24 protein-coding genes and 1 tRNA gene are annotated in these 26,824 nt (G+C 39.1%); 13 read left to right on the top strand and 12 right to left on the bottom strand.

Features of this window, described 5'->3' with window-relative positions:
- Positions 1 to 3 precede the first annotated feature (3 nt).
- The 6 genes from AAC851_RS03775 (at position 4) to AAC851_RS03750 (ending at position 7,519) form a co-directional block, all read left to right on the top strand.
- A complete protein-coding gene (locus AAC851_RS03775; RefSeq protein ID WP_125502008.1) occupies positions 4 to 1,848 on the top strand; it encodes an extracellular solute-binding protein in 1,845 nt (614 codons plus the stop codon).
- Positions 1,849 to 1,875: 27 nt separating this feature from the next.
- Complete coding sequence (locus tag AAC851_RS03770; protein ID WP_125502006.1) at positions 1,876 to 2,943, top strand: microcin C ABC transporter permease YejB; 1,068 nt, start codon at positions 1,876 to 1,878, stop codon at positions 2,941 to 2,943.
- Positions 2,943 to 3,953, top strand: a complete 1,011-nt coding sequence (locus AAC851_RS03765) for an ABC transporter permease (protein WP_125502004.1) — start codon at positions 2,943 to 2,945, stop codon at positions 3,951 to 3,953. The genes AAC851_RS03770 and AAC851_RS03765 overlap by 1 nt, the downstream gene beginning before the upstream one ends.
- The gene (locus AAC851_RS03760; protein ID WP_125502044.1) at positions 3,931 to 5,523 is read left to right on the top strand and encodes an ABC transporter ATP-binding protein; all 1,593 of its coding nucleotides are present in this window, start codon (positions 3,931 to 3,933) and stop codon (positions 5,521 to 5,523) included. Before AAC851_RS03765 ends, AAC851_RS03760 begins: the two co-directional genes overlap by 23 nt.
- Before the next feature lie 114 nt (positions 5,524 to 5,637).
- Positions 5,638 to 6,882 (top strand): NADH:flavin oxidoreductase/NADH oxidase family protein, encoded by a 1,245-nt coding sequence (locus AAC851_RS03755; protein ID WP_340600524.1) that lies wholly within the window; start codon positions 5,638 to 5,640, stop codon positions 6,880 to 6,882.
- Between the two features lie 91 nt (positions 6,883 to 6,973).
- A complete protein-coding gene (locus AAC851_RS03750; protein WP_340600523.1) occupies positions 6,974 to 7,519 on the top strand; it encodes a DUF2726 domain-containing protein in 546 nt (181 codons plus the stop codon).
- Positions 7,520 to 7,573: 54 nt separating this feature from the next.
- Here the strand turns inward: AAC851_RS03750 and AAC851_RS03745 are convergent.
- The 3 genes from AAC851_RS03745 to pyrC form a co-directional block, all read right to left on the bottom strand.
- A tRNA-Glu gene (locus tag AAC851_RS03745) sits at positions 7,574 to 7,649 on the bottom strand.
- 19 nt (positions 7,650 to 7,668) lie between these two features.
- Entirely contained in the window at positions 7,669 to 8,331 is a 663-nt protein-coding gene (rnt, locus tag AAC851_RS03740; protein WP_340600522.1) for a ribonuclease T, read from the bottom strand.
- Complete coding sequence (gene pyrC / locus AAC851_RS03735) at positions 8,316 to 9,350, bottom strand: dihydroorotase (protein WP_004638444.1); 1,035 nt, start codon at positions 9,348 to 9,350, stop codon at positions 8,316 to 8,318. Before pyrC ends, rnt begins: the two co-directional genes overlap by 16 nt.
- A gap of 162 nt (positions 9,351 to 9,512) precedes the next feature.
- Between pyrC and AAC851_RS03730 the strand changes: the two genes are divergently transcribed.
- Positions 9,513 to 10,790, top strand: a complete 1,278-nt coding sequence (locus tag AAC851_RS03730; protein ID WP_075315876.1) for a GGDEF domain-containing protein — start codon at positions 9,513 to 9,515, stop codon at positions 10,788 to 10,790.
- A gap of 54 nt (positions 10,791 to 10,844) precedes the next feature.
- Here AAC851_RS03730 and AAC851_RS03725 read toward each other — a convergent pair whose 3' ends face one another.
- A complete protein-coding gene (locus AAC851_RS03725) occupies positions 10,845 to 12,083 on the bottom strand; it encodes a L,D-transpeptidase family protein (protein ID WP_340600521.1) in 1,239 nt (412 codons plus the stop codon).
- Positions 12,084 to 12,280: 197 nt separating this feature from the next.
- Between AAC851_RS03725 and hemE the strand changes: the two genes are divergently transcribed.
- The 4 genes from hemE to AAC851_RS03705 all read left to right on the top strand — a co-directional run bounded on the left by hemE (position 12,281) and on the right by AAC851_RS03705 (position 16,827).
- Entirely contained in the window at positions 12,281 to 13,354 is a 1,074-nt protein-coding gene (gene hemE / locus AAC851_RS03720; RefSeq protein ID WP_160127188.1) for a uroporphyrinogen decarboxylase, read from the top strand.
- A gap of 85 nt (positions 13,355 to 13,439) precedes the next feature.
- On the top strand, positions 13,440 to 14,204 hold the full coding sequence (locus AAC851_RS03715) for a DUF817 family protein (protein ID WP_017394509.1): 765 nt from the start codon (positions 13,440 to 13,442) through the stop codon (positions 14,202 to 14,204).
- Between the two features lie 189 nt (positions 14,205 to 14,393).
- Entirely contained in the window at positions 14,394 to 14,864 is a 471-nt protein-coding gene (locus AAC851_RS03710; protein ID WP_004638449.1) for a DUF3015 family protein, read from the top strand.
- 82 nt (positions 14,865 to 14,946) lie between these two features.
- Positions 14,947 to 16,827: an Lnb N-terminal periplasmic domain-containing protein gene (locus AAC851_RS03705; RefSeq protein ID WP_340600520.1), complete on the top strand. Its 1,881-nt coding sequence runs from the start codon at positions 14,947 to 14,949 to the stop codon at positions 16,825 to 16,827.
- A gap of 35 nt (positions 16,828 to 16,862) precedes the next feature.
- Here the strand turns inward: AAC851_RS03705 and AAC851_RS03700 are convergent, their stop codons facing one another.
- The 6 genes from AAC851_RS03700 to trpD all read right to left on the bottom strand — a co-directional run bounded on the left by AAC851_RS03700 (position 16,863) and on the right by trpD (position 21,260).
- Positions 16,863 to 17,225, bottom strand: coding sequence for a cupin domain-containing protein (locus tag AAC851_RS03700; protein ID WP_340600519.1), 363 nt, complete (start codon positions 17,223 to 17,225; stop codon positions 16,863 to 16,865).
- 14 nt (positions 17,226 to 17,239) lie between these two features.
- Entirely contained in the window at positions 17,240 to 17,788 is a 549-nt protein-coding gene (gene folE, locus AAC851_RS03695; protein ID WP_340601035.1) for a GTP cyclohydrolase I FolE, read from the bottom strand.
- A 90-nt stretch (positions 17,789 to 17,878) separates the two neighbouring features.
- Positions 17,879 to 18,568 (bottom strand): Smr/MutS family protein, encoded by a 690-nt coding sequence (locus AAC851_RS03690; protein WP_134252632.1) that lies wholly within the window; start codon positions 18,566 to 18,568, stop codon positions 17,879 to 17,881.
- A gap of 160 nt (positions 18,569 to 18,728) precedes the next feature.
- Complete coding sequence (locus tag AAC851_RS03685) at positions 18,729 to 19,202, bottom strand: GNAT family N-acetyltransferase (protein ID WP_340600518.1); 474 nt, start codon at positions 19,200 to 19,202, stop codon at positions 18,729 to 18,731.
- A 192-nt stretch (positions 19,203 to 19,394) separates the two neighbouring features.
- Complete coding sequence (trpC, locus tag AAC851_RS03680; protein ID WP_004638454.1) at positions 19,395 to 20,201, bottom strand: indole-3-glycerol phosphate synthase TrpC; 807 nt, start codon at positions 20,199 to 20,201, stop codon at positions 19,395 to 19,397.
- A 9-nt stretch (positions 20,202 to 20,210) separates the two neighbouring features.
- Entirely contained in the window at positions 20,211 to 21,260 is a 1,050-nt protein-coding gene (gene trpD, locus AAC851_RS03675; protein WP_004638455.1) for an anthranilate phosphoribosyltransferase, read from the bottom strand.
- 280 nt (positions 21,261 to 21,540) lie between these two features.
- Between trpD and AAC851_RS03670 the strand changes: the two genes are divergently transcribed.
- Positions 21,541 to 22,335, top strand: a complete 795-nt coding sequence (locus AAC851_RS03670; RefSeq protein ID WP_005082006.1) for an MOSC domain-containing protein — start codon at positions 21,541 to 21,543, stop codon at positions 22,333 to 22,335.
- Between the two features lie 92 nt (positions 22,336 to 22,427).
- On the opposite strand, the gene AAC851_RS03665 is transcribed toward AAC851_RS03670, so the two are convergent.
- Positions 22,428 to 23,789: an L-cystine transporter gene (locus tag AAC851_RS03665; RefSeq protein WP_150026256.1), complete on the bottom strand. Its 1,362-nt coding sequence runs from the start codon at positions 23,787 to 23,789 to the stop codon at positions 22,428 to 22,430.
- A 361-nt stretch (positions 23,790 to 24,150) separates the two neighbouring features.
- Positions 24,151 to 24,735, bottom strand: coding sequence for an anthranilate synthase component II (locus AAC851_RS03660; protein ID WP_005082008.1), 585 nt, complete (start codon positions 24,733 to 24,735; stop codon positions 24,151 to 24,153).
- Positions 24,736 to 25,354: 619 nt separating this feature from the next.
- Here AAC851_RS03660 and glnA point away from each other — a divergent pair.
- Positions 25,355 to 26,770: a type I glutamate--ammonia ligase gene (gene glnA, locus AAC851_RS03655; protein ID WP_171055742.1), complete on the top strand. Its 1,416-nt coding sequence runs from the start codon at positions 25,355 to 25,357 to the stop codon at positions 26,768 to 26,770.
- The last annotated feature ends 54 nt before the right edge of the window (positions 26,771 to 26,824 follow it).

Here is a 26,824-nt window from a genome sequence, read left to right as displayed (position 1 = left end):
TATATGCACTTGTCTCATGGAAGAGCACAAACTCTCATCCTTTTATTTGGTCTAGGGTTGGGTAGTCAATTTAGTTTGGCTGCTCAACAAACGACGCCTTTTTTGGCAGTACATGCAACGCCTCAGTACACCCATTTAAAAGTGATGCCTTATGCAAATGCAAATGCGCCTAAGGGCGGGATGTTGAGCCAGTCGAGTAATGGCACATTTGATAACCTAAACAGTATGAATGGCAAAGGCAGCTCAACAGATGGTATCAACTATCTATTTGATACCTTGATGGATCGTTCGCTGGATGAGCCAAATGTGATGTATCCACTGCTTGCAGAAAAGGCGACATACGATCCACATAAACCTAAATTTGTGATTTTTTATCTTAATCCCAAGGCTCGGTTTAGCAATGGAGATGCACTGACAGCTGAGGATGTTAAATTTACCTTTGATACTTATCAAGAAAAAGCCAATCCGGGCTTAAAGATGTATTTGTCGGATTTGGAAAAGACAGAGGTTCTATCGAAATACCAAGTCAAATTTACCTTTAGATCGGATGATAATGCTGAAATGCCATTAATCGTCGCAAGCTTACCGATCTATTCCAAGAAAGATTGGCAAAATAAAGACTTTACCCGTGTCACCATGCAACCGATCTTAGGGTCAGGGCCGTACTTGATTGATCGGATTGATGCCGGGCGGAGTATTACCTACAAACGTAATCCGAATTATTGGGCAAAGGATTTGCCTGTAAATCGTGGACGCTATAATTTTGAGCGTCTCAGATATGTGTATTATCGTAATTTGGATGTCACTTTTGAAGGGTTTAAATCTGGTCAATTCACATTACATGAAGAGAATATCTCACGCCGTTGGGTCACTGAGTATAACTTTCCAGCGGTACAAGATGGTTTGATTAAGAAATATAATGCCAATTTATCTAAGCCTTTGGATTTTCAAAGTTTCGTATTCAATACCCGACGTAAACCTTTAGATGATATTTACCTACGTAAAGCATTGAGTTATGCCTATGATTTCGAGTGGCAAAATAAGGCTTTGTTTTATGGGCAGTATCAACGTTTGCAGAGTTACTTTGCCAATAGTGAGTTAGCGGCAGTTGGGCGACCATCAGCAGCAGAAATGTCCATTCTTAACCCTTATTTATCTAAATTAAATCCATTGATGCAAAAAGGTGTATTGGTTGATTGGAAATTTCCAGCTTCTGATGCAAGTGGCTTTAATCGACAAAATTTATTGTTTTCTCGTCAAATATTGCAAGACGCAGGTTATACCATCAAAAATGGTCGCTTACTTGATCATCAGGCTAAGCCAGTTGAAATCGAAATTTTAATTCACCAAGATGGTTTACAACGCACGCTAATGCCTTTTGTTCGTAATCTGAAGCGTTTAGGGATAACGGTGAATATTCGGCATGTGGATGTGCCACAATATATAGAAAGAATGCGCCGTAGTGACTTTGATATGACCACGATGCGTTTACCGCAGACGATTACACCAGGTAAGGAACAGGCTCAGTTTTGGAGTAGCAAGGCCGCAGATGAAGAGGGAAACTATAATTTTGCGGGTATTAAAAATCCAGCCATTGATCAAGTGATCCAAAAGATCATTGCTGCTGAGAGTCGTGAACAGGTGGTATTACATACACGTGTATTAGACCGTTTATTGCGAGCAGGTTATTATCATATTCCAACTTATGGTAAGCCAGAAACATGGTTAGCATACTGGGATATGTACCAACAGCCACAACAAAAACCAAAATTGTCAGTTGGAGTTGATTATTGGTGGATAGATGCTGAAAAAGCAAAAAAAGTAGGGCAATATTTACGTAAAAAATAATCAGTCTAAACGATAGGAATAAGATTGATGGGAACATATATATTAAAACGGCTATTATTGATTATTCCAACTTTGTTTCTGATTTTGTTGATTAATTTTGCTGTGATTCAAATTGCACCAGGCGGGCCAGTTGAGCAAGCGATTCAACAAGCACAAAGCTTCCAAGGGGTGGGGTTGTCTGGCGGAGAAACAGCACAGGGTTCCCAAACTCAGTATCAAGGGGCAAGAGGACTCAGTGCGGATATGGTGGAGCAAATCAAAGCGCAATATGGCTTTGATAAATCAGCACCTGAACGTTTTTGGCTGATGCTCAAGGGATATTTGTCCTTTGATTTTGGTACCAGTTTCTTTAAAGATAAACCTGTGACGCAGTTGCTCTATGAAAAAATGCCAGTCACCATTTCTCTTGGGTTATGGAGTACTTTATTAATTTATTTGGTCTCTATTCCATTAGGAATCCGTAAGGCCAAACAGCATGGCTTAGTGTTCGATAAATCGACTTCATTATTATTGGCAGTGGGCTATGCCGTCCCATCTTTTGTATTTGCAGTATTATTGATTGTATTCTTTGCAGGTGGCAGTTATTTCCAGTGGTTTCCGCTACAAGGATTGGTATCTGAAAACTTCGCTCAGTTGAGTACATTGGATAAAATTAAAGATTATTTCTGGCATATGAGTTTGCCATTGTTAAGTATCGTATTGGGGGGCTTTGCGGGTTTAACCTACCTCACCAAATACTCCTTCATGGAAGAGTTAAATAAGCAATATGTACTCGCTGCACGCTCTAAAGGTTTAACTGAAAATCGCGTGTTATATGGGCACGTATTTCGTAATGCCATGCTTATCGTGATCGCAGGATTGCCCGAAGCTTTAATTGGCATTTTCTTTGTTGGTAACCTCTTTATCGAAATCATCTTTAATTTGGATGGGCTTGGATTGTTGGGTTTTGAAGCCATCGTTCAACGTGATTATCCAGTTATTTTTGGTACTTTGTTTTTGTTTACTTTGCTTGGTCTGATTTTACGTCTGGTCAGTGATGTATTGTATCAGGTGATTGATCCTCGTATTAACTTTGATTCACGAGGAGCGAAATAATGTCACCTGTGATGCAAGCACGTTTAGATCGATTTAAAAAAAATAAACTGGGTTTTCGCTGTTTTATTTTATTTACGATTATTTTTATTTTATCTTTGGCTGCCGAGTTTATTGCCAATGACAAACCGTTATTGGTGAAATATCAAGATAGTTTTTATTTTCCTGTCTTTAAAGATTATCCAGAAACCACTTATGGCGGCATCTTTGAGACAGCAACGGATTATCAAGATCCTGCTGTTCGTGAACTCATCTCCGCTCAAGGCTGGATGATTTCTCCAATTGTTCCATTTTCATATCAAACACCAAATCTGGACTTAACTGTTCCTGTACCGTCGAAACCAACGGTACAAAACTGGTTAGGCACAGATGATCAGGGGCGTGATGTGTTGGCTCGGGTATTGTATGGCTTACGAGTATCTCTGTTATTTGGCTTTGCTTTAACGATTTGTGCGGCAGTGCTAGGCATCATTGTCGGTGCAATTCAGGGCTATTATGGCGGTTGGATTGATTTGCTTGGGCAACGTATTCTCGAAGTTTGGGGTGGGTTGCCGATGCTGTTTATGGTGATGATCCTCGTGAGCATGTTCACCCCAAATGTATACTGGCTTTTTTTGATTATGCTGTTATTTGGTTGGACTGCTTTGGTCGGGTTGGTTCGCGCTGAGTTTCTACGTGCGCGAAACTTTGATTATGTGCGTGCTGCTCGAGCATTGGGCGTTAGGGATCGTACAATTATTTTTCGACATATTTTACCGAATGCCATGAGTTCAAGTCTGTCGCAATTACCATTTATGTTGACAGCAAATATTACGGCATTAACTGCACTGGATTTTTTAGGTTATGGTTTGCCACCAGATGCAGCTTCACTTGGTGAGTTATTACTACAAGGGAAAAATAATTTAAATGCACCTTGGTTGGCATTGTCGGGCTTTTTTACACTCGCAATTGTGTTGTCATTATTGATTTATATTGGGGAGGCAACACGTGATGCATTCGATCCAAGACAATGATTTAAAAAAAGATCATGTACTCAATGTTAAACAATTAACTGTTACGACAGAGACAGGCCAAGTTTTAGTTGATCAATTGAGTTTCGATTTAGCTGCGGGTGAAACAGTCGCAATTGTTGGTGAGAGTGGTTCAGGAAAATCAGTTAGCAGTTTGGCCTTGCTCGGATTGTTACCGAGCCATTTAAATATTCAGGGTCAAGCATATCTGAACGATCAGGACTTATTGGCTTTAGATTCAATCGCATTACGTCAAATTCGTGGGCAAAAAATTGCCATGATTTTCCAAGAGCCGATGACTGCCTTAAATCCTTTACATCGTGTGGAGAAAATTATTGGTGAAACATTATTGTTACTGGGTTGGCCAAAAACAAAAGTAAGAGAAAAGGTCATTGCCTTATTAAATGATGTGGGCATACCCGAACCTGAACAAAAATTACGTCGTTATCCCCATGAGTTGTCAGGTGGGCAAAGACAGCGCGTGATGATTGCAATGGCATTGGCACTTGAACCAGACATTCTGATCGCAGATGAGCCAACAACAGCACTGGATGTAACTTTACAAACACAGATTTTAAATTTGCTGAAACAGTTACAGCAACAACGTAATATGGCGATGATTCTGATCAGCCACGACTTGAATCTGGTCAAACGTTATGCCAATGATGTCATTGTGATGAATAAAGGGCGAGTCGAGGAACAAGGGTCGGTCACTGAGATTTTTTCTCGTCCTCAAGCAAGTTATACCCAGCATTTGCTGGATCACGATTTTGGCCAGGCACTTACTTTTACAGAGACTCAAACGATTCTTGAGCTAGATCAGCTAGGCGTAAAGTTCCCGATTAAACAGGGGTTATTAAATCGAGTAAAAGATTATTTTACTGCTGTAGAGCCGTTAGATTTGACCTTGGCACAGGGCGAGTCTCTAGGAGTTGTGGGTGAAAGTGGTTCTGGAAAATCAACTTTGGCTTTGGCTATTACACGTTTGATTGAAAGTGAAGGGCAGATTGTTTTTCTGGGCAATGATTTGAATCAGCTCAATGAGAAAAAATTGCGTCCTTTGCGTACAGATTTTCAAATCGTGTTTCAAGATCCATTTAGCAGTTTAAATCCTCGTATGACGATTGGACAGATTGTTGGTGAAGGATTGGCACTTAAAGCACTGGATCAAGCTGTTGTTGATCAACAGATTGAACAGACGCTTGAAAAAGTAGAATTACCGATTGATTTTAAAAATCGTTATCCCCATGAGTTATCGGGTGGTCAACGGCAAAGGGTTGCATTGGCACGTGCTTTAGTTTTACAGCCCAAACTGATGATTTTGGATGAACCAACCTCGGCACTGGATCGCACCACACAAAGAGCGATTGTGAAGCTGTTGAGACGATTACAACAGCAAGAGCAGATTAGTTATATTTTTATCAGTCATGACTTGCAAGTCGTCAAAGCGCTTTGTCAAAAAGTGATGGTGTTGCGACATGCAAAACTGATGGAATATCAAGCCACTGAATTGCTTTTCTCACAACCTCAAACTGAATATACCCGTCAGTTAATCGCAGCGAGTCAGTATTAGTCTTGTAATTAAGTTGACATGTGATATTGTCAAATTATAGCAAGGTTACTTGACACCATAAATAATTGGATTAAATTAGAGTAATTGCTCTAATTTTGATAGCAGAGGATGACCATGAGTCAGATTGCAGACAGTATTAAGATTCGTAATACAACATTTAAAAATCGCATCATCAAAGGGGCGATGAGTGAAGCATTAGCCAACCATGATGGACAGCCGAATGAGTTGCATATTGGTTTGTATGAGGCATGGGCAAAAGGTGGTTTGGGTTGTGCGATTACTGGCAATGTCATGGTCAACATTGCTGCAAAGAATGAACCTGGTGTTGTTGCTATTGAAACCGAACGCGATTTGGCTAAATTACAGCAATGGGCTGCGGTAGGTAAAAAATACGGTATGGTGCAATTGATTCAATTGTCACATCCTGGTCGTCAATGTCCTAAGGGATTAAATAAAGAAACTGTCGCACCTTCGGCTGTTCCTTTTAGTCCAATGTTAGCCACAATGTTTGGTACACCTCGTGAACTCAGACATGACGAAATCTTAGATATTATTCAACGCTTTGCAACAGCTGCTGCCATTTGTGAGAAAGCTGGTTTTGAAGGCGTGCAGTTACATGGTGCTCATGGCTATTTGATCAGTCAATTTTTATCACCACTGACCAACAAGCGTACTGATGAGTGGGGTGGTTCTATCGAGAATCGTATGCGTTTCTTGTTAGAAATTTATAAAGCTGTTCGTGCAGCAACATCTGATGATTTTATTATTTCTGTAAAACTCAACTCTGCCGATTTCCAGCGTGGAGGAATCACCGAAGAAGATGTGATCAATGTATTTAAAACGATTGATGCTGCTGGTATTGATCTCATTGAAATTTCAGGTGGTACTTATGAAGCACCAGCGATGGCAGGTGCGAAAGCAGAAAAACGTAAAGCAAGCACGATTGCTCGTGAAGCTTATTTCTTGGAGTTTGCTGAGAAAATACGTCAGCACGTGTCTTGTAAGTTGATGGTTACAGGTGGCTTCCGCACCGTGGAAGGCATGAACGCTGCGCTTGAAAGCGGTGCATGTGACTTTATTGGTATTGCTCGTCCATTGGCCGTTGAAACAGATTTAACAGATCGTTTGATTGCAGGGCATGACGTGCGCTACGCCGTAAATCAAATTAAAACAGGTATTCCTTTTGTCGATAAAATGGCAATTATGGAAATCATTTGGTATGCAGCACAGTTCAAAGCGATTGGACAGGGCAAAAAACCAAATCCTAAATTATCACCATTACTGGTATTCTTAAATTATGCGAAAGGAAATATTAAAGCGGTGGTCAAAGGACGCGTAAACTCTCGAAAATCAGCATAGTATTTGGGACTCTTCGGAGTCCTTTTTAATTTTTGATGAATAAATAAAATAAATTTCATTTAGAATATTTCTTTTAAAAGGGGAAATATCTATGACTTGGATTATTATTTTTATAATTCTATGCGCAGTTTTTGTATTAGCTTTTGGAAATGTTAATAAGGGGAATAAAAAAGGAGAGCGTAACCCTATAAAAGGACGATGTATCATCTCCATGAATGAGCAACCAACATTTTTGAGACTTAGAGAAGCTTTACCAGAACATATTGTTTTAGCTCAGGTTGCGTTTAGCGCATTTATGACTGCTAAAGGATATGCAACACGCAATCTGTTTAATCGTAAGGTGGCTGATTACGTTGTATTAGATAAGCAATTTAATGTTGTGGCTATCGTAGAGCTTGATGACTCATCGCACAAAGGAAAAGAACTAAAAGATGCTGAGAGAGATGCTTTAATTGCTGAAGCTGGCTATCGGCTAATTCGTTATCAAAGAACACCTGATCTTGATCAAATAAAAAAGGATTTTGGGATTGGTTTGAGCAGCGTATCGATAGCTTTACCTAATACATTACCTAAAACTGATTTTGTGTCCGATGCATTTGTAATTGAAACAGAATCAACTGAACAAAAAGTGATTTAATCTACTAGCAATAAAAAAGCCACTGTCGGTATGATGCAGTGGCTTTTTTGAATTTGGCGTCCCTACGGGGATTCGAACCCCGGTTACCGCCGTGAAAGGGCGATGTCCTAGGCCTCTAGACGATAGGGACTTCTTGAGGTGGGTGTATATTAGGGTTCTGTCACCAAACTGTCAAGAAGGTGAGGAGACAGTTTGTTCAAAATATAGCAAAACAGTTCGGCTGTCTTTTGAGTATCGTACAAAGCAGAGTGTGCTTCTTTACCATCAAACTCAATACCCGCTTGGATACATGCTCTTGCTAAAACTGTTTGACCAAACATGACCGCACTCAGTGTCACCGTATCAAAGACTGAAAAGCTATGAAATGGATTTTGATTTTTAGTGCCAGAACGCGCAATCGCGGCTTGTAGGAAACCAAGATCAAAGTGAGCATTATGACCAACCAATACCGCATGTGTGCAATGTTGCGCTTTTCGTATTTCATTGAGTGATTTGAAAATACGGCGTAATGCTGAACGTTCATCCTCAGCCATTGCAACGCGCATAGGGTTAAATGGGTCAATACCAATAAAGTCGAGTGAGCGACGGTCTAGATTAGCCCCTTCAAAAGGGTTGATATGTGCCTGAAATGAGGGACCCGGTACAAATTGTCCATGTTCATCATAGACAATTGGAATACAGGCGATTTCAAGTAGGGCATCAGTTTGGCAGTTGAAACCTGCTGTTTCTACATCAACAACAACAGGTAAAAAACCACGAAAACGCTGACCAATTACGGGAACTTTGTTTTCTTCTGTCACACTTTTCTCCATTGCAGTGTTTTGCCTGCATGAAGTGGAATAATTTTTTGGTCTTCTAGGTAATCAAAAGACTCAGCGACGGTATGTTCTTCTTTGACCAAGGTAATGGTTGACGTATTACGTGGTAAACCGTAGAAGTCAGCACCAAATATGCTGGCGAAGCCTTCTAAACGTTCTAACTTACCTACTTGATCAAAAGCTTGAGCATATAGTTCAATCGCATTTGGTGCGCTATAGCAACCTGCACAGCCACATGCATTCTCTTTAGCATTTTGTGCATGTGGTGCACTATCTGTACCTAAGAAGAATTTCGGACTGCCGCTCGTTGCCACTTCCAATAAAGTTGTTTGGTGTGTTTGACGTTTTAAAATAGGTAAGCAATAAAAATGTGGTTTCACGCCTCCTACCAACATATCATTACGGTTAAACAATAGATGTTGGGGAGTAATCGTTGCGGCAACATTACGATCTTGTTCAAGAACAAAATTTGCTGCATCGCTGGTTGTGATATGTTCAAGTACGATTTTAAGTTTTGGAAATTGTTTGAGTAGTGGTGAGAGAATTTCGTCTAAAAATCTTTTTTCACGATCAAAGATATCAACATGGTTGTGAGTTACTTCACCATGTAATAACAATGGAACTTGATGCTCTTCGAGTTGTTCAATCACCGCATAAACTTTGCGAATGTCACTTACACCACTATCGGAGTTTGTTGTTGCCCCAGCAGGATAAAGTTTGATGGCATTGACATGATCAGATGCTTTGATTTTTCGAACTTCATCAGGAGAGGTGTGATCAGTAAAATACAGCACCATACGTGGATCAAAATGAAGGCCTTCTGGAACATGGGCAAGAATACGCTCACGATACGCTAAAGCTTCATCCACAGTTTTGACAGGCGGAACCAAATTTGGCATACAAATTACGCGGGCAAATTGTTTTGCTAAATCAGGTACTGTACGTTTTAAAGCTAAACCATCACGCAGGTGTGCGTGCCAATCATCGGGTTGTAAAAGAGTAAGTGTATTCAAGGTGCACTTCAAACTTAAAAATAATACAAATAATAATGCATAAAGTGTGAAAATGGTAACTACAATTACGGATAAGTGGTTAAGTAAAGTTCATGACAAAATGAGAATTTGTGTTATTTTTATGCGGTATAAGGATGCCGAATTATAAGAAGAGTAAAAAGGATGGAAAATCAATATGATCTTGAGCAGTTAAGGAGGTCCAAAGAAGCACTTGAACAGCTTGTTGCTCAGCATTTTAAATCAGGACGGACACATCATGCTTTACCTCCAAAATTAGAACATGATTTTTGGAAGTTTAATCTTGAGCGGACACGTATCAACGCCATTCAGTTTTTTGGTCAGGGCGTAATTACTTATACGATTTTTGTTCTGCTGATTTTACCGTCTAACTATATCGTCATCCAAGGCACTGAAGATTTTCTCTCAGACTTTGTATATAGCATACTCAGTTTGATTGTCGTTGGTTTGGCTTTATTTCTATTTTGGGCATTCGCTCGATTCAGAAAGTTTAGCCGCCTATTTTATCCAGCAGTCTGCACACTGGTTTTTTGTACAATTGTTTTTACATCTATTTTGATGATGAGTGTATCCAATGTCGTACTTCAAAATCAGGCAATGGTGTTGATTGCTTTTCTGTATATGCTTGGCTTTATTCTTAGCGGTATTAAACCATTACATATGCTGATCATAGGAACTTGTGCGGCAATCGTCATTCTCTTTTTCCTTTATTTATTTGATGTTTCTTATGATTTATTGATGATTGGTCGAACCTTTATTGGCAGTATTTTGTTGGGGTTTTCGATTAGCGTGATGTTGACTTCGAAAGAACGTCGGATTTTTGTAAAATCAAAAATTTCTGAGATTGATGAGAAAATATTACGCTTGCAGGCTTCAGAACTTTTACATTTAAGCCAACATGACGATCTAACCAATGTTTCCAATCGCCGTACTTTTGAAGAGATGTGTACATATTATTATGACTTAGCATGCCAAGAACAAAAACCACTGGCTGTGTTATTTATTGATATTGATTATTTTAAAAACTATAACGATTTTTATGGACATCAAATGGGCGATCATGCGATCTCTGAGATCGCCAAGACAATCAAAGGTTCCATTCGACATATGGATTTTATTGCACGTTATGGTGGAGAGGAGTTTGTGGTACTTTTACCTGAAACACCTGCACAAGGTGCATATGCTGTAGCTACAAATATTTATCGTGCAATTGATCGGTTGATGATTCCACATGCAAAGTCCTTGGTATCTAATCATGTGACGATCAGTTTAGGTATCACCGTATTCAACGGTAATCGAGCGATTAGCCAAGAGCTGCTCATTGATACGGCAGATAAAGCACTCTATAGAGCAAAGCAATTGGGACGTAATCAGATTTATTATCAGCCTTTACCTAATCTTCAAGAGCATCTACAAAAATAAAAAACCGAATATCAGTGTTGATATTCGGTTTTTAATATTTTTGGATGATACAAATTATTCTAAGAAGCGAACTGTTACACCAGCACGTACTTTATTACCAAGATCATTTGCGTCCCAGTTGGTTAGACGAATACAACCATGTGAAGTATTTTTAGAGATCATTGATGGATTCGGAGTACCGTGAATGCCGAACGATCTTTTGCTCAGACCAATCCAAATGTTACCTACAGGGCCATTTGGACCCGGTGGCAGTGATAATGGTTTAAGATTTTTACCTTGGACAAAGTTAGATGGTGAGTAGCTATACCATGGGTTTTTAGCAACACCAGTTACTTTGTAAGTACCTGTTGGAGAAGGCGTGCTTGTACTGCCAATTGTTGCAGGAAACGAAGCGATCATTTGATTGCGACTGTTAAATAAATACAGTTGTTTTGCACCTTTGTGTGCAACGATTAAATGAATATCTTCAGGTAAATCATTACGGACATTGGCTACAATAATTTTTTCACCCACCTTGTTAAAGTTTGCTCTAGGATTAAGCTGTCTTAGAAAACGCTCATCCATATGGAACTTTTCACCTAACATTTCAGTTACGCGGGTGTAATACAATCCTTTCATTTTTGCTTGTAAGGCATAGTCTGTTGGAATTGATTCAGCATAGGGACCTTTGAGGTCCGCTTCTGTAATTGTATATTCAACATAAGCAGGTTTAGTTTGTTTCGCTACTAAGGCATCCCATGTTTCTTTGGTGAGTTGTCCTGTAGGCGTTAAACCATTCATCTGTTGAAATGATGCAATTGCTTTTAACGTGTTTTGACCATTAGAACCATCGATTGCACCCGGTGAAGCATGTGCGTTATTCAACATAACATGAGCACGCGCATACACAGGTAACTGGCGTCTAGGCATGTCTTCATACCATTCAGCCGAATTAATTGCATCCATAGTCCAAGATGCAGGAACTTCAGGTGCTTGAGATGGTGTTTTAGTCGCTGTTGTTGCTGTATCTAGCGTAGCTTCGCGTGCTGGTGCAGCTGTTACAGGTACTTCAGGCGTGTTTTCTATTGTTTGAGCAACATTGGCTGCTGGATTTGGGCTAAGCTGTGGCTCAGATGCAGCAGAAGAAACCGCACTACTGCTTGATGCGGCATAATCAATTGCCAAAGGATCAATCGGATCTTGGACTGCGGAAATTTTTTGCGGTTTTAATGGTTGCTCAGTTGTTGGCGCAGCAAAAGCAACATTAGCAAGAATACAACTTAAACTCATAGCGAGTAATGAGCGAACAAACATGTAATTCAACCTTAAGAATTATTCATATTGAGATATAAGACTTTGCAAGTATTACAGAAAATACTCAAGCTTGCAGTAGCAATTTTGTGACCAGACAATTTTTTCGTCATCAAAATAGATCAACGGTATACGTGGTTATATATCTTAGGTGATTTTTGTTATCATGCCTTTCACATGAAAGATTATAGAGATTGGTAATGACAACGTTGAAAAATGATCGTTTCTTACGAGCTTTGCTACGTGAACCTGTAGACACCACGCCAGTATGGATGATGCGTCAAGCAGGGCGTTATTTGCCAGAATATCGAGAAACTCGTGCAGAGGCAGGGGATTTTCTTTCTTTATGTAAAAATACGGATTTTGCTTGTGAAGTGACATTACAGCCTTTACGCCGTTATGCACTTGATGCCGCTATTTTATTTTCAGATATTTTAACTGTACCAGATGCTTTGGGTTTAGGCTTATATTTTGAAACAGGCGAAGGTCCGAAGTTTCATAAAACAGTGCGTACCGAACAAGATGTCGCGAATTTACCTAAATTAAATGCAAAGTCTGATCTTGCTTATGTAATGAATGCTGTTTCAACAATTCGATCTGCTTTAAATGGGCAAGTACCATTGATAGGTTTTTCTGGTAGTCCATGGACTTTGGCAACCTACATGATTGAAGGTGGATCGAGTAAAGAATTTCGTTTTACCAAGCAAATGATGTACGCACAACCTGAAGTGCTACACGCATTGCTTGATCACCTTGCGGATTCAGTCATTGATTATTTAAATGCACAAATTGATGCGGGTGCTCAGGCAATCCAAATTTTTGATAGTTGGGGTGGCGCACTTGCGCATCGTGAGTATGTTGAATTTTCATTGAATTATATGACCAAGATTATTGCTGGGCTTCAACGTGAAAAAGACGGAAAGCGTATCCCGATTATTGTTTTCACCAAAGGTGGTGGGCAGTGGTTAGAAACCATGTTGACGACGGGTGCGGATGCTTTTGGTCTTGATTGGACAACACCGTTATATACGGCACGTGATGTTGTTGCTGGTCGTGCTGCGCTACAAGGGAACTTAGATCCAGCTGTACTTTATGGTTCTGCTGCTTCTATTGAGAAATCTGTTAAAGTGATGCTTGATGATGCATATCAAAATGGTGAAAAGACAGGCTATATTGCAAATCTAGGTCATGGAATCACACAGTGGGTTGATCCTGCTCAACCCAAGATTTTTGTTGATACAGTGCATGAATACAGTGCGAAATATTTGGGTTAAATGATTAGAGGCTGAAATGCCATCAAATCCTAATCATTTTTGAAAGGTTTATTTTGTGCCGTTATTTTTAATCTCACTCGATTTCATGACTAAGGCAGCTTCTGCTGCCTTATTTGGTATATTGCTTTTAATTGCTTTCGCAGTCACAGCACCGATGGGAAGCCATGAATATTATGGATTTTTTCGTTATGACTATTTGTTATTTTATGCATTGATTATCCAAGTTTGTTTGATCTATTTAAAGTTGGAATCATGGGCAGAAGCAAAAGTGATTGCTTTATTCCATATCCTTGCAATGGGGATGGAAATATTTCTTACGCACCCTGCAATTGCGTCTTGGCAGTATCCACAACCAGCAGTATTTAAATTGCTGACAGTTCCTTTATTTGCTGGCTTTATGTATTCAGCCGTGGGAAGTTTCTTTGCACGTTCTTTGCGACTTTATCAAGTTTCTTTTGAAAACCTGCCCACTTTTAGCAATATGTTGTTATTGGCAGTATTGTCTTATCTCAACTTTATGACAAAATTTTTCATTCCAGATATTCGTATAGGATTGTTTATTTGGAGTGTGATGATTTTTTGGAAAACGAAAATATATTTCCAACTAAAGCAACACCGTTTCAATGTCCCGATGTTGCCAATTTTATTATTGCTCGCATTTATCATTTGGGTTGCTGAAAATATCAGTACCTTTTACAAAATTTGGCTATATCCAAGTCAAGTCGATGCTTGGCATATGGTTGGATGGGGTAAATTAGGCTCTTGGTATCTATTATTGTTATTGAGTTTAGTACTTGTACTTAAAATATTAGGTGTTCGTGATCGAAAAGGAGTTTGGAAATTACATTAATCCATTTTTTCGGTTTGTATAATGGATAATATAGATATTCAAACGGTGATTTATTAATATTTCAGTAATATTAAAAATTTTATTTGCTAAAAAACCTGAACCTCGCTATTTTAATCTGTGTCTGTGAGATGTCACAGCACATTAGTAATAACAAATACTAAAGAATAATTGATACTGGAGACTTTTCCGATGTTAAAAAAAATTGCATTAGCTGCATTACTCGCTGCTGGTTCAACTGTCGCAATGGCTGATAATGATGTAGGTTGTGGTGTTGGTACACAAGTATGGGCAGGTAAAAAAGGTGTGGGTCCTAAAATCCTTGCTGCAACGACCAACGGTATTTTTACTAACCAATTACTCGGTATTACTTTTGGTACATTGGGCTGCCGTCAAGGTGGAACAGTGACTGCACAAGTGGTTCAGTTCACCAATGAAAACTCTGAATCTTTGGCGCGTGATATGGCAGTTGGTCAAGGCGAAAGCTTAAATGTCCTTGCTGAACTTATGCAAATTAAATCTGAAGACAAAGCACGTTTCTTTGCAGTTTCTAAAGCAAACTTTGCTGAGATTTATTCAAGCAAAAACCAAAACACACTCCAAGTTTTGGATTCTTTACAAAACGTAATGTCAAATGATGATGTATTAAAAGCTTACGTTTAATCTATCGCATTTAAAAACCCTGTCCTAGTGACAGGGTTTTCTTATAGTCAATCCGAATTATATTTAAAATATTTGTTGCTGAATGAAATTTTTAACTTTTGCGATTACAGCTTTTTTATCTCATGTTGCACATGCGGCGATTGAGCCAAATATCAATAATTACCAGCAAATTGCTGAACAGAAGAAATTAGACCAGCATATTACGTGGCAGCGTTTAATGTATGCGGAGCAAACAAATAAAAGCGAAGTCACTTATAAAGGATATTTTTACGCCAATGATGGGCAGACAAATTTACTCAATGAATTAAAAGCAGATATTCAAGCCTTATTTATTGCATCTAATGATAATCAATCGATTCGTTGTAAATTTCCTGCACGAAGTCGTTGGTTGATGCAACAGTTAAACATCGATTCAAAACAACTTCCAGCGGTGAACTGTCCTGAATTCGATGAATGGATCAACCAAATTAATCCTCACAAAGCAACATTGATTTACGCAACAGATTTTATGGGTAATCCGAGCTCTATGTTTGGACACACCTTATTGCGTTTAGATCCCAAAGATCAACAACAATTAAACTTAGTCTCTTATGCAATTAATTATGCAGCAACGGTAAATAATCAAGACAATTGGTCTTATGCATGGAAGGGTCTAACTGGTCAATATCCCGGCGAATATTCTTTGATGCCATATTACCGTAAAGTAAAAGAATATGGTGATTTTGAAAGTCGTGATTTATGGGAATATGAGCTCAATTTGACACCAGAAGAAACACGATTCTTAGTTGAGCATATTTGGGAAATGCAACATGTAAGTTTCCCTTACTATTTTGTGAGTGATAACTGTGCATATCGTTTACTCGGGTTAATTGATTTAGTTCGTCCAAATCTCAATCTAAAGGCTCAATTTAATTATGCAGCGATTCCAATTGAGACACTCAAAGCGGTCGATCAGCAGAAATTAGTAAAAGACGTTATTTATCGTCCAGCATTAGAAACACAGTTACTATCTCAAGCAAAACAACATGGAAACAGTTTGGCAAAAGTTGCTCACAATGTTGCATTTACACCGATAGAGCAAGTGTCTGAAATTTTGCAACCTTATGAAATGCACGATCAAGCCAAAATTCTTGAAATGGCTTATGATGATTTATATCTAAAATATATTAGTCATAAAGCCGATGCTGATTTTGCACCTATACATTTGCGTCAGTTACTCGCAAAGCGTAGTCAGATTCAGATAGATAAACAACGTCAAGAACCACAGAGACCTTCGATCCAGCCTGTTGAAGGACATCATGCTCGAAATATTTCTGTGAACGTTGGAGAGGTGCAGGGCAAAACCTTTATTGAGCTCGGTCATCGTCAAGCTTATCACGACTTAATTGATCCATCGGGTGGTTATCGTTTAGGAACTCAATTACTTTTTCTAAATGGTGCGCTGCAATATCGAGAGGATAAACTTAAACTTGAGCATTTAGATTTGCTCGCTGTTAACTCATATAATCCCATTCAACCCTTTAAAGCGCCTTTAACTTGGGGTTTTAATTTAGGTTGGAAACAAGAGGCGATTGAGCAAGGTGATTTTACAGATCAATCCCAACATGGTGTCATGAATTTAAATGTGCAAGTGGGCTACAGTTTAGCGGATGATGATCGTAAACACTTATGTTATGCACAAGTACAAGGGCATTTACAGGGTGGTAAAGCACTTGAAAAAGGTTGGCGGATAGGGGGAGGGCCAACACTTGGGTGTATGAATCAGTGGAGCAATCAAGTCAATAGCCTATTGCAAGTCGAGCTACCGTACTGGGAAGATCGAAATCAATGGGGGCTGAGGGTAGGAACACAAGTTCAGTACAGTTTAAATGCCAATAACGCCATTCGCTTAAATTGGAAATATGAACAACAAGATCATAAAGACTGGAATAAATTGGGTTTGGCTTTTATTCGTTTCTTTTAAAAAGATAATTGTTGAAGTGTGATCCTGAGGGACGCTTACACTTCAACAATTACATAGTATTTTTTAACTGTTTCAACCACTTCAAATGTACCTACAAATGCAGGAGGAATAATACCTGCATTTCCAGCGGTCACTTCAACAAATGAAGCTGTTTTGACATCGTGGATTCGCACGACACCTTCAATGACTTGAAAGAACTCTTGTTTATTGTCCGCAAACTGGATATTCCAAGCTCCCACCTCACACTGCCAAATTCCACAATCCATATGAGGATGCTCATATAGACTATAAGTCAGGCGTTTTGGATTTCCCGTGACCAAACGATCGGGACGTGGGTAATCGATACTCGCTTCAGGTTGAGATAATTCACCAAAACCTGCTAAGTGAAGAGATGACATGGTTAATGCTCAGTTTAATAACTTTCTGGAACGGCACTTAAAAATTCACGACGTGCATCTTTGTCTGTTTTAAAATCACCGACAAAAGAAACGGTACGTGTGGTTGACTCTTGTTTGCCAACACCACGCATCATCATGCACATATGCGCTGAGTCGATAACTACAGCTACACCTCGTGCCTGTGTGACTTCTACAACCGCTTCTGCGATTTGCTGAGTCAAATTCTCCTGAATCTGTAAACGACGTGCAAACATTTCAGTAATACGTGCAAATTTTGATAATCCGAGAACCTGACCTTCAGGCAAGTAGGCAATATGCACACGCCCATAAAATGGAAGCAGGTGATGCTCACAAAGTGAATAAAATTCGATATTTTTAACCAATACCATTTCATGGTTATCGGATGGAAAGACAGCACTATTTGTTACTTCAGCAAGCGTTTTGCTATAGCCAGAAGTTAAAAATGAGAAAGCTTTAGCCGCACGCATAGGTGTATCTTGTAGACCTGGGCGAGTAAGATCTTCACCAACGGCAGTTAAGATATTTGCGTACGATTGCTGCATAGACATAACAATGTTCACTTAGGTGGGTTGAACAAAACGGGAATTGTATCAGAAAACCGCTAGAAAAATTAACTTTGATCTAAGTACCGATTATTGTTTGTACTTTGGGTTCTTTTCTGCACGTTTTAATAGTACTAAAACTGCGCCAGTACCACCTTGGTTTTCAGGGGCGCTGACAAATGCCAGTACATCACGGTGTTGTCTGAGCCAACCGTTTACATAGGTTTTTAAAATCGCTTCCGGGCCTTTTCCATGTACGATTTTGATGACATTTTGATTTTCGTCTTTAGCCATCTGAATGATTTGCAAAACTGCTGCGCGTGCTTGTTCAACGGTGCAACCGTGTAAATCCACCGCTTCAAACCAGCGAATTTTACCTGCTTTTAAATCTTCAAATACTTTGTGCTGTAGTGTCGCAATGCGATAACTAAGAGCAGCTTGGCTTGCCACAGGATTTAAAATCGCTTGAGTATCCGAAATCTCAGTAAGTTCTTGCTCAGCACCACCTTCTGCTGCTGCGCGCTTTGCCAAAATTTGGGCATCTACTTTCTTTGAAGGTTTAGTCCGAAGCTGTGCGATATTGCCATTATCAATCGGTTTTACACCCGACAGTGCTTTTTTAAAAAGCTCGGTATCTTCCATTTCTTCTTCAACAGCCTGAACTTTTTTTGACTCAGCTTGTTGAGTAAGTTTGCTGGATTGAGGATTTGAGATCTGCTTTTTAAATTGCTTCAGTAAATTAAACTGATCTTTAGAAAGCGATGAATCATGTTTACTCATAATTTTATGGAAATATGCAAGATACGAGAGAGGTGTAAAATTATAATCCGAATCTACTGGAATTTGAACTAAATACATTCATGGAGGTTAATATTACATTTGAGAGAAAATCAAAAATCTAAGATAAAATATTGACTTAATTGTATATAGTCTACTTTATTCAGTTGGGCTTATATAATCTATATCGGATAAAAAGCTGATTATCTATTGTGACTTCACCATCAAATTTGAACCCTAATAAATAAATCGCTTTTAGTTTATTTCTTGAAGGTGGGAGTAAAATCGTGATGGAGTTAAATTTATATTCATTAAAGGCTATATTAACAATTTGCTTGAAAATTTTCTTGCCTAGCCCCCAATATCGCGGATGCAGAACTAAAGCTAAATCTGGATCACCATTTTCAAACTGTAGTCCTCCCCAACCAACAAAATTATCGCCAAGCAAGAATGCCCAAATACCATAACCGTATTCACCCCAATGCTTTTCTTTAGACTTCACCCAAGCAATGCATTGTTGGTGGTCGAAAACAATATCTTGTGCTAAAGGCATTTGTTCAAGCACACGTTCATTCGTATTTATTTCAATAATATCTTTAATGTTAATATGACTTAAACGTTCAAAATGGATACTCAAAATTTTCTCCTATAGATATTAAATTTAAAGGATATTATGAGGTGTTAGAAATAAAAGATAGCTTATTATTTATTTGGATCATCACTTAATGTTAAATATTATTTATTATGAGTGTTTATCTTTACTGCTATTCATTGTGTTGTGTAGTGTTTAAGGATCAGGGCAAAATCTTTACCTTGATCCTCAATATGTTTAGATTTGCTCAGGCTTACCAAACAATTCACCAAATGCCACATCAGGACGAGGCTGTTTCATAAAGCTTTCACCAACTAAGAAAGTGTGAATATCGTGAGCTTGCATCATTTCAACATCAGTAGGCGTGGCAATTCCACTTTCAGTGACCAAAACACGAGAAGTAGGTAGTAATTTCTTCAAACGTAATGATGTATTTAAATCCACATCAAAAGTTTTTAAATTACGGTTATTCACACCCAAAATACATTGATCAGAAAGCTTTAACGCACGTTCGAGTTCAGCTTCATCATGCACTTCAACCAATACATCCAGTTGATGTTCAAATGCAGTTTTTGACATTTCCTCAAGCTGTTGATCCGATAAACATGCCACGATTAATAAAATACAATCAGCATGTAAAGCTCTTGCTTCAACGACATTATAGGGATCAATCAAGAAATCTTTGCGTAATGCAGGCAGGGCACAGTGGTTGCGTGCAATCGCAATATTTTCATCTGCACCTTGGAAGAAATCTACATCGGTCAGAACAGAGAGACATGCTGCACCTGCTTGTTCATATTGCTGTGCAATTTCAGCAGGGTTAAAGTCTGCACGAATGATGCCTTTTGATGGTGACGCTTTTTTAATTTCAGCAATCACAGCAGGACGTTTATGTTGCAAAGTATTCGCAAAACCACGAACAGGTGTTGCTTCTTTTGCCCATTGTTCAACATCATGCAAACTACGTTGTTTTAAACGTGCAGCAAGTTCTTCATGTTTGCGGTCAACAATTTTACCGAGAATGGTATTTTGAATATCGATCATGAGAAATCCTTAGTCTGCCTGATATTGTTTCAATGTTTTGGTAAATTCAGCCAAAATACTCATTTTTTCTAGGGCTTGACCACCGTAAAGAATATCTTGAGCCAGTTCAACTGCTTGTTTATAGGTGTTGGTAAGACCAGCAACATATATGCCTGCGGCTGCATTCAGCGCGATCATATTTGCAGCTTTTTCACCGATTTCAGATTTATCACGACCCAAAGCATCTTTAATCAATTTAAAGCTTTCTTCAGAACTGCTGACCACTAAACCTGTCAGTGTTTGTGATGGAATGCCAACATCATCAGGGGTGAGTGTCCACTCTGTGATTTCACCATCTTTTAATTCAGCTACGGCTGTAGGCGCAGCGAGACTAATTTCATCTAGGCCATCTCTTGAATGTACAACCAATACATGTACTGCACCGAGTTGTTTTAAAACTTCCGCAATAGGGCGACAAAGCTCATCTGAAAATACGCCAATGACAAATCGATTCACGCCTGCAGGGTTGGTTAACGGACCGAGTAAATTGAAAATGCTTCGAATCCCAAGCTCACGACGTGGTGCAACAGCATACTTCATGGCTTTATGGTGATTCGGTGCAAACAGAAAACCCACACCCATTTCACGGATGCAGCGTTCAGTTTGTTGCATGTCTAAATCAAGTTGAATGCCCATTTTTTCAAGTACATCTGATGATCCTGATTTACTTGAAACACCACGATTCCCATGTTTGGCAATCGTTGCGCCAGCGGCGGCAATCACAAAGCTTGAGGCTGTAGAAACATTAAATAAATTTTGTCCGTCTCCACCTGTTCCCACAATATCCACAAGATGGGGGATATCACTCACATCAATCTTGATCGCAAACTCTCGCATGATTCGAGCTGCTGCGGTGATCTCATCAATGCTTTCACCTTTCATACGTAGGCCCATCATCAATGCGCCAATCTGAGCATCGGTTGCTTCGCCTTGCATGATACTTCGCATGACATCTTCCATTTGTGTTTGAGTCAAATGGATATTTTTTGTAATGTGATTAAGTGCCTGTTGAATATTCATAATTTGGATATAGCATTCATGCTCTAATGTTTTGAAGGAATGAGGTGGACGACGGTATTCATGACTACTGACTTACATACGTCAGGCGTTATGTTATCAGAAAATAGTTTAGATTTTATAGGGTAGGTTGATATTTCACTTACTTGTTCAGACATAAAACGGCATGGCTGCTAAACTTTAGTTTAGTTGTTATAATTTTGAATCATTATAAAAAGATATTTGTCATAACCCTGCTTCATTGTTTTTTAATTATTCTAACTGTTCTTAAAGGTATTTCATCGTGCATGTGAGTCAACTTTTTCATTATCCAGTCAAATCATTACGTGGTAACGCACTAACTGAGATGGAAATCGATTCTTTTGGACCAAAATGGGATCGTAGGTGGATGCTAGTGGATCATGAAGGACGTTTTATCACTCAGCGTCAGTGCGCGATTATGGGACAGATCAGTGTCAAGGTATTTGCTGAGACAGTACGTTTTGAATTCCAAGGCGATGAGGTAACTTTAAGTCTTGAGGAAGCACAAGGACAGGTTGATGATCGTCTGATCACAGTATGGCAAGATCAATTGCAAGGCAACCGTATAGATCATCCTGTAAATCAATGGTTCAGTCAGATATTAGGGCGGGAAGCGTGTTTGGTCTTTATGCCGCAGAGAACCTTGCGACAAGTCGATTTGGAATATGCACAGCAAGGTGATCGCGTTGGTTTTGCTGATGGTTTTCCTTTTCTAATTATTGGTGAGGCGTCGGTAGAATTTCTTGCTGAAAAAGTTGGATTTCCATTAGATGTGCAACGGTTTAGGCCTAATATTGTGATTTCAGGTTGTGAAGCATTTGCTGAGGATCATTGGAAACAGATTCAGATTGGTGAGATTAAATTTGATTTGGTTAAGCCATGTTCTCGTTGTGTTATTCCTACGATTGATTTAAAAACCAGCCAAAAACAACCTGAAGTTATGCAAGCCATGCTGGCGTATCGGAAGCAAGGTAATAAAGTCATGATGGGACAAAATGCATTGCATCGAGGGATCGGATTGATTTCACTTGGACAAGAAATTCAAATTTTAAAATAATAATATCTTAAACCTATCTTTTATTGATCTTCAAAATGAAAAATGCCAATCGATGTCGATTGGCATTTTTACTGGAACTAGAGTTAATGATGTTATTGCTGATCGTCTACTGGTTCTCTCACGCCAAGCAGTTGACTGGTAGCGGTACCAGCAGTCATTGAACCGTTTACATTTAATGCAGTACGCCCCATATCAATCAGTGGTTCAATCGAAATGAGCAGGGCAACCAGTGTAACTGGAAGTCCCATAATCGGTAGAACAATCAGTGCTGCAAATGTTGCACCACCACCCACACCAGCTACGCCAATAGAACTGAGTGTCACAATAATCACCAATTGTGCAATCCATAAGGGGTCGAGTGGGTTAATACCGACAGTGGGAGCAACCATTACCGCCAACATCGCTGGATATAAGCCTGCACAACCATTTTGCCCAATGGTCGCACCAAACGAAGCTGAAAAACTGGCAATACCTTCAGGTACACCGAGTTGCTTTGTTTGTGTTTCTATATTTAAGGGAATACTCGCTGCACTAGAACGGCTGATAAATGCAAAGCTTAAAACAGGGAATGCTTTTTTGAAAAAGTCGATTGGGTTAACGCGTACAAACAATAGAATCAGTGCATGTACCAGAAGCATGATGATCAGCCCCAAATAAGAGGCGATTACAAATTCACCGAGTTTGATGATGTCGGCGAGGTTTGCCGTTACCACCATTTTGGTCATCAATGCAAGTACACCATAAGGCGTGAATTGCATAACTAAGCGAACTAGACTGATAATTAATGCTTGTAATGCCTCGATCCCGTGTCGAATTCGCTCCCCATTAATTTTGTCTTTCTCCATGAGCTTTAAGGCTGCAACACCTAAGAACGCAGAAAAAATAACCACACTAATGATTGCGGTAGGGCGAACACCTGTTAAATCCGCAAATGGATTCTGCGGAAATAATGAAAGCAGCAGCTTCGGAATATCGAGATTGGCAACTTGTCCAATATACTGGCTTTCAATCGCCGCTAAACGTTCTGTTTCACGAACGCCTTGGACCAAACCTTCTGCTGTTAAACCAAAGAGATTGGTAACGCTGATTCCTACAAAGGCAGCGATCGCTGTGGTGAAGAGTAAAATACCAATCACTAAAATGCTGATTTTTCCCAATGAGGTGGTCTGATGTAGTTTAACAACAGCACTTAAAATCGAGATGAAAATAAGTGGCATAACCACCATTTGTAACAGTTGTACATAACCATTACCAACGATGTTGAACCATGCCACCGATTGATCGAGTACAGTGCCTTCACCGTAAATGGTTTTGAGACCTAAACCGAAAATGATACCAATCAGCATTCCGATCAATACTTTTTTGGCTAGACTCCAGTCATGGCGATTGGTAAAAAATAATCCAGCCAAAAGCAAGATAAAAACAAGAATATTCAATAAAACGAGTGTGTTCACAAGAGGTGTCCTGATAGATGATTCAGGGAGCCAGAAGCTATAAATAATGATTTTAATTTTAGCATCGTGTTACCCTGAAAGCTTAATCATTCCTATGACTATAGTTAATCGAAAAAATTAAAAAGCACTTTTTAGACGCTTGGTGATGGCTTTAATTAATTTTCTTTTTTAATGTGAAAAATACATTAATTATTGAAATAGAATGATTTGTTCTAAGTTAATACAGGCAGTATGTTAATTTTAAAATATAAAAAATTCTTGATAGAGAGTAGTTATTTATTGTTTTTAGATGTTTAAAATTAAAACAGCCTATTCAAGATGAATAGGCTGTCAGACTTATGCACGAAATTCTTTTACAGTTTTAAGCATAGATATCTAAGAAATTTTTGAAAATTTGATGCCCGTGTTGGCTCAAGATAGATTCAGGATGGAACTGAACACCTTCAACAGGGAGGGTTTTGTGCTTAACACCCATAATCTCTTCAATCGTGCCATCGGCTTGGTTGGTCCAACACGTCACTTCTAGGCATTCTGGTAAGCTTTCTTGTTCGATCACAAGAGAGTGATAACGCGTTGCTGCAAATGGAGAAGGAAGGTGGCTAAAAATTCCTTTATCACTATGGTGCATATCAGACAAACGACCATGCATCACTGTTTTGGCACGTATGATGTTACCGCCAAATGCTTGACCAATCGCTTGATGACCTAAACATACACCGAGTAAAGGTATTTTTCCTGCAAAGTGGTTGATTGCAGGAATTGAAATTCCTGCTTCACTTGGTGAGCATGGACCAGGACCAATAACGAGGTATTTTGGCTGCCATCGCTCAATATCCTCTAATGTGACTTGATCATTACGAACAACTTTTACTTCTTGATTCAATTCACCAAAGTATTGAACGATGTTGTAAGTAAAGCTGTCATAGTTGTCAATCATTAGAAGCATGATTATAACCTTTTTGAAAATAAGCACTTTTGTGCGATTGAATTCTAAAAAATAATCTCGGTATCAATGTTCAGCCACCAACAATGTCTGAGTATGGAGGGTGATCAAGATAGTGGGAAATCATCATACCAAAAACCGATGGTCAATGCCGAATATTTCAGGCAGATAGGGAAATCAAAAAATTAATTAATTAAAAAAACTCTTAAAAAACCAAAAGAATTATTTCAAATTGAATACTTTGTCAAAATAAGCAACAAGTGAATCAAAAGTCTAAATGAATTGATTGGATTGATGTTGAAAAGAATGATATAAAAAGTCAATTTTATGCAAACGATACGTGGCATAAATATAGCACTACAATAGTTCTTTGTTACATGTATTGCACTATTTTGGTTCAATAAGCCTTTTTTAGGGACGACTTAAAATATAAATGTGTGAATATGGTGCATTTGCGATTGCAGACATGCGAATAGACATAGGACAGGGAGCTTAAAATATTTTTTCTACAAAGAATTTCAATATTTTAAGTATGCTTTAAAATTGTTGGTATGGTAATTGCTTATTATAAACCAACAGCTAACACGCACTTAACAAGTGCATATAAATTTCATTGGAGCAAATGAGCATGGCGAACAAGGTCCTTCAACTCATCAAAGAAAGTGGCGCAAAATGGGTCGATTTTCGCTTTACTGATACTAAGGGTAAAGAGCAACATGTAACTTACCCAGCAGATACAATTGATGAAGATACATTTGAAGATGGTAAAATGTTTGATGGTTCTTCAATCTCTGGTTGGAAAGGCATTGAAGCTTCGGACATGATCTTACGTCCAGACGCTGAAACAGGTTTCCTTGACCCGTTCTTTGCTGAGCCTACAGTTGTTGTGACTTGTGACGTAATTGAGCCATCTACTGGCCAAGGTTACGAGCGTGACCCACGTTCGATTGCTCGTCGTGCAGAAGAATACTTAAAATCTACTGGTATCGGTGATACTGCATTCTTTGGTCCAGAACCAGAATTCTTTGTTTTTGACGAAGTGAAGTGGGACATCGACATGTCTGGCGCTCGCCATACGCTGATCGCTGAAGAAGCAGCTTGGTCTACTGGCAAAGATTTCGAAGCTGGTAACTCAGGTCACCGTCCTCGTGTTAAGGGTGGTTACTTCCCAGTTCCTCCGGTTGATTCTCATCAAGACATGCGTGCTGAAATGTGTGCACGTATCGAAGACATCATGGGGCCTGGTCGTGTAGAAGTACATCACCACGAAGTTGCATCTTGCCAATTAGAAATTGGTGTGAGCTTCAATACAATGGTTCGTAAAGCAGACGAAGTTCAACAGTTCAAATATGCTGTTTGGAACGTTGCTCACCAATATGGCAAAACAGCAACTTTCATGCCTAAGCCAATGGTAGGTGATAACGGTTCTGGTATGCACGTTCACATGTCTATCTCTAAAGATGGCAAGAACTTGTTTGCTGGTGATGAATATGCTGGTTTATCTGAAATGGCATTGTTCTTCATTGGTGGTGTAATCAAACACGCGCGTGCATTGAATGCGATTACTAACCCATCTACAAACTCTTATAAGCGTTTGGTTCCTCACTACGAAGCACCAATCATGCTTGCTTACTCAGCACGTAACCGTTCTGCATCTATCCGTATTCCATACGTTTCAAGCCCTAAAGGTAAGCGTATCGAAGCTCGTTTCCCTGATCCAATGATGAACCCATACTTAGGTTTTGCGGCATTGTTGATGGCTGGTCTTGATGGTATCCAAAACAAGATCCACCCAGGTGAAGCTGCTGATAAGAACTTATACGATCTTCCTCCTGAAGAAGAAGCAAAAATCCCAACAGTTGCTCATAGCTTAGATATGGCTCTTGAAGCGCTTAAAGCTGATCACGAGTTCTTGTTGAAAGGCGGTGTGTTCACTAAAGAAATGCTTGATGCATATATCGAACTTAAAACTGAAGATGTACGTCGTCTTAACACGACGACTCACCCAGTTGAATTTGATATGTACTACAGCTTGTAATACATCCCAAATAAAAAAACTCGCTTCGGCGAGTTTTTTTATGTTGTTGATTTT

This window comes from Acinetobacter sp. HZNU-JH01 (assembly GCF_037996845.1).
Taxonomy (GTDB): domain Bacteria; phylum Pseudomonadota; class Gammaproteobacteria; order Pseudomonadales; family Moraxellaceae; genus Acinetobacter; species Acinetobacter haemolyticus.
The sequence above is the reverse complement of the archived record's forward strand: the minus strand, read 5'-3'. Positions and strand labels throughout refer to the sequence as shown.

Coding starts and splice junctions, on each gene's coding strand:
- AAC851_RS03700 (WP_340600519.1), bottom strand. CDS start 17,225: ATGTCATCTCTTCACTTAGCAGGTTTTGGTGAATTATCTCAACCTGAA.
- AAC851_RS03725 (WP_340600521.1), bottom strand. CDS start 12,083: ATGTTTGTTCGCTCATTACTCGCTATGAGTTTAAGTTGTATTCTTGCT.
- AAC851_RS03730 (WP_075315876.1), top strand. CDS start 9,513: ATGGAAAATCAATATGATCTTGAGCAGTTAAGGAGGTCCAAAGAAGCA.
- AAC851_RS03660 (WP_005082008.1), bottom strand. CDS start 24,735: ATGCTTCTAATGATTGACAACTATGACAGCTTTACTTACAACATCGTT.
- AAC851_RS03760 (WP_125502044.1), top strand. CDS start 3,931: ATGCATTCGATCCAAGACAATGATTTAAAAAAAGATCATGTACTCAAT.
- AAC851_RS03710 (WP_004638449.1), top strand. CDS start 14,394: ATGTTAAAAAAAATTGCATTAGCTGCATTACTCGCTGCTGGTTCAACT.
- AAC851_RS03770 (WP_125502006.1), top strand. CDS start 1,876: ATGGGAACATATATATTAAAACGGCTATTATTGATTATTCCAACTTTG.
- hemE (WP_160127188.1), top strand. CDS start 12,281: ATGACAACGTTGAAAAATGATCGTTTCTTACGAGCTTTGCTACGTGAA.
- trpD (WP_004638455.1), bottom strand. CDS start 21,260: ATGAATATTCAACAGGCACTTAATCACATTACAAAAAATATCCATTTG.
- AAC851_RS03705 (WP_340600520.1), top strand. CDS start 14,947: ATGAAATTTTTAACTTTTGCGATTACAGCTTTTTTATCTCATGTTGCA.
- AAC851_RS03690 (WP_134252632.1), bottom strand. CDS start 18,568: ATGAGTAAACATGATTCATCGCTTTCTAAAGATCAGTTTAATTTACTG.
- AAC851_RS03775 (WP_125502008.1), top strand. CDS start 4: ATGCACTTGTCTCATGGAAGAGCACAAACTCTCATCCTTTTATTTGGT.
- trpC (WP_004638454.1), bottom strand. CDS start 20,201: ATGATCGATATTCAAAATACCATTCTCGGTAAAATTGTTGACCGCAAA.
- AAC851_RS03755 (WP_340600524.1), top strand. CDS start 5,638: ATGAGTCAGATTGCAGACAGTATTAAGATTCGTAATACAACATTTAAA.
- folE (WP_340601035.1), bottom strand. CDS start 17,788: ATGCAGCAATCGTACGCAAATATCTTAACTGCCGTTGGTGAAGATCTT.
- AAC851_RS03750 (WP_340600523.1), top strand. CDS start 6,974: ATGACTTGGATTATTATTTTTATAATTCTATGCGCAGTTTTTGTATTA.
- AAC851_RS03765 (WP_125502004.1), top strand. CDS start 2,943: ATGTCACCTGTGATGCAAGCACGTTTAGATCGATTTAAAAAAAATAAA.
- rnt (WP_340600522.1), bottom strand. CDS start 8,331: ATGGAGAAAAGTGTGACAGAAGAAAACAAAGTTCCCGTAATTGGTCAG.
- AAC851_RS03715 (WP_017394509.1), top strand. CDS start 13,440: ATGACTAAGGCAGCTTCTGCTGCCTTATTTGGTATATTGCTTTTAATT.
- glnA (WP_171055742.1), top strand. CDS start 25,355: ATGAGCATGGCGAACAAGGTCCTTCAACTCATCAAAGAAAGTGGCGCA.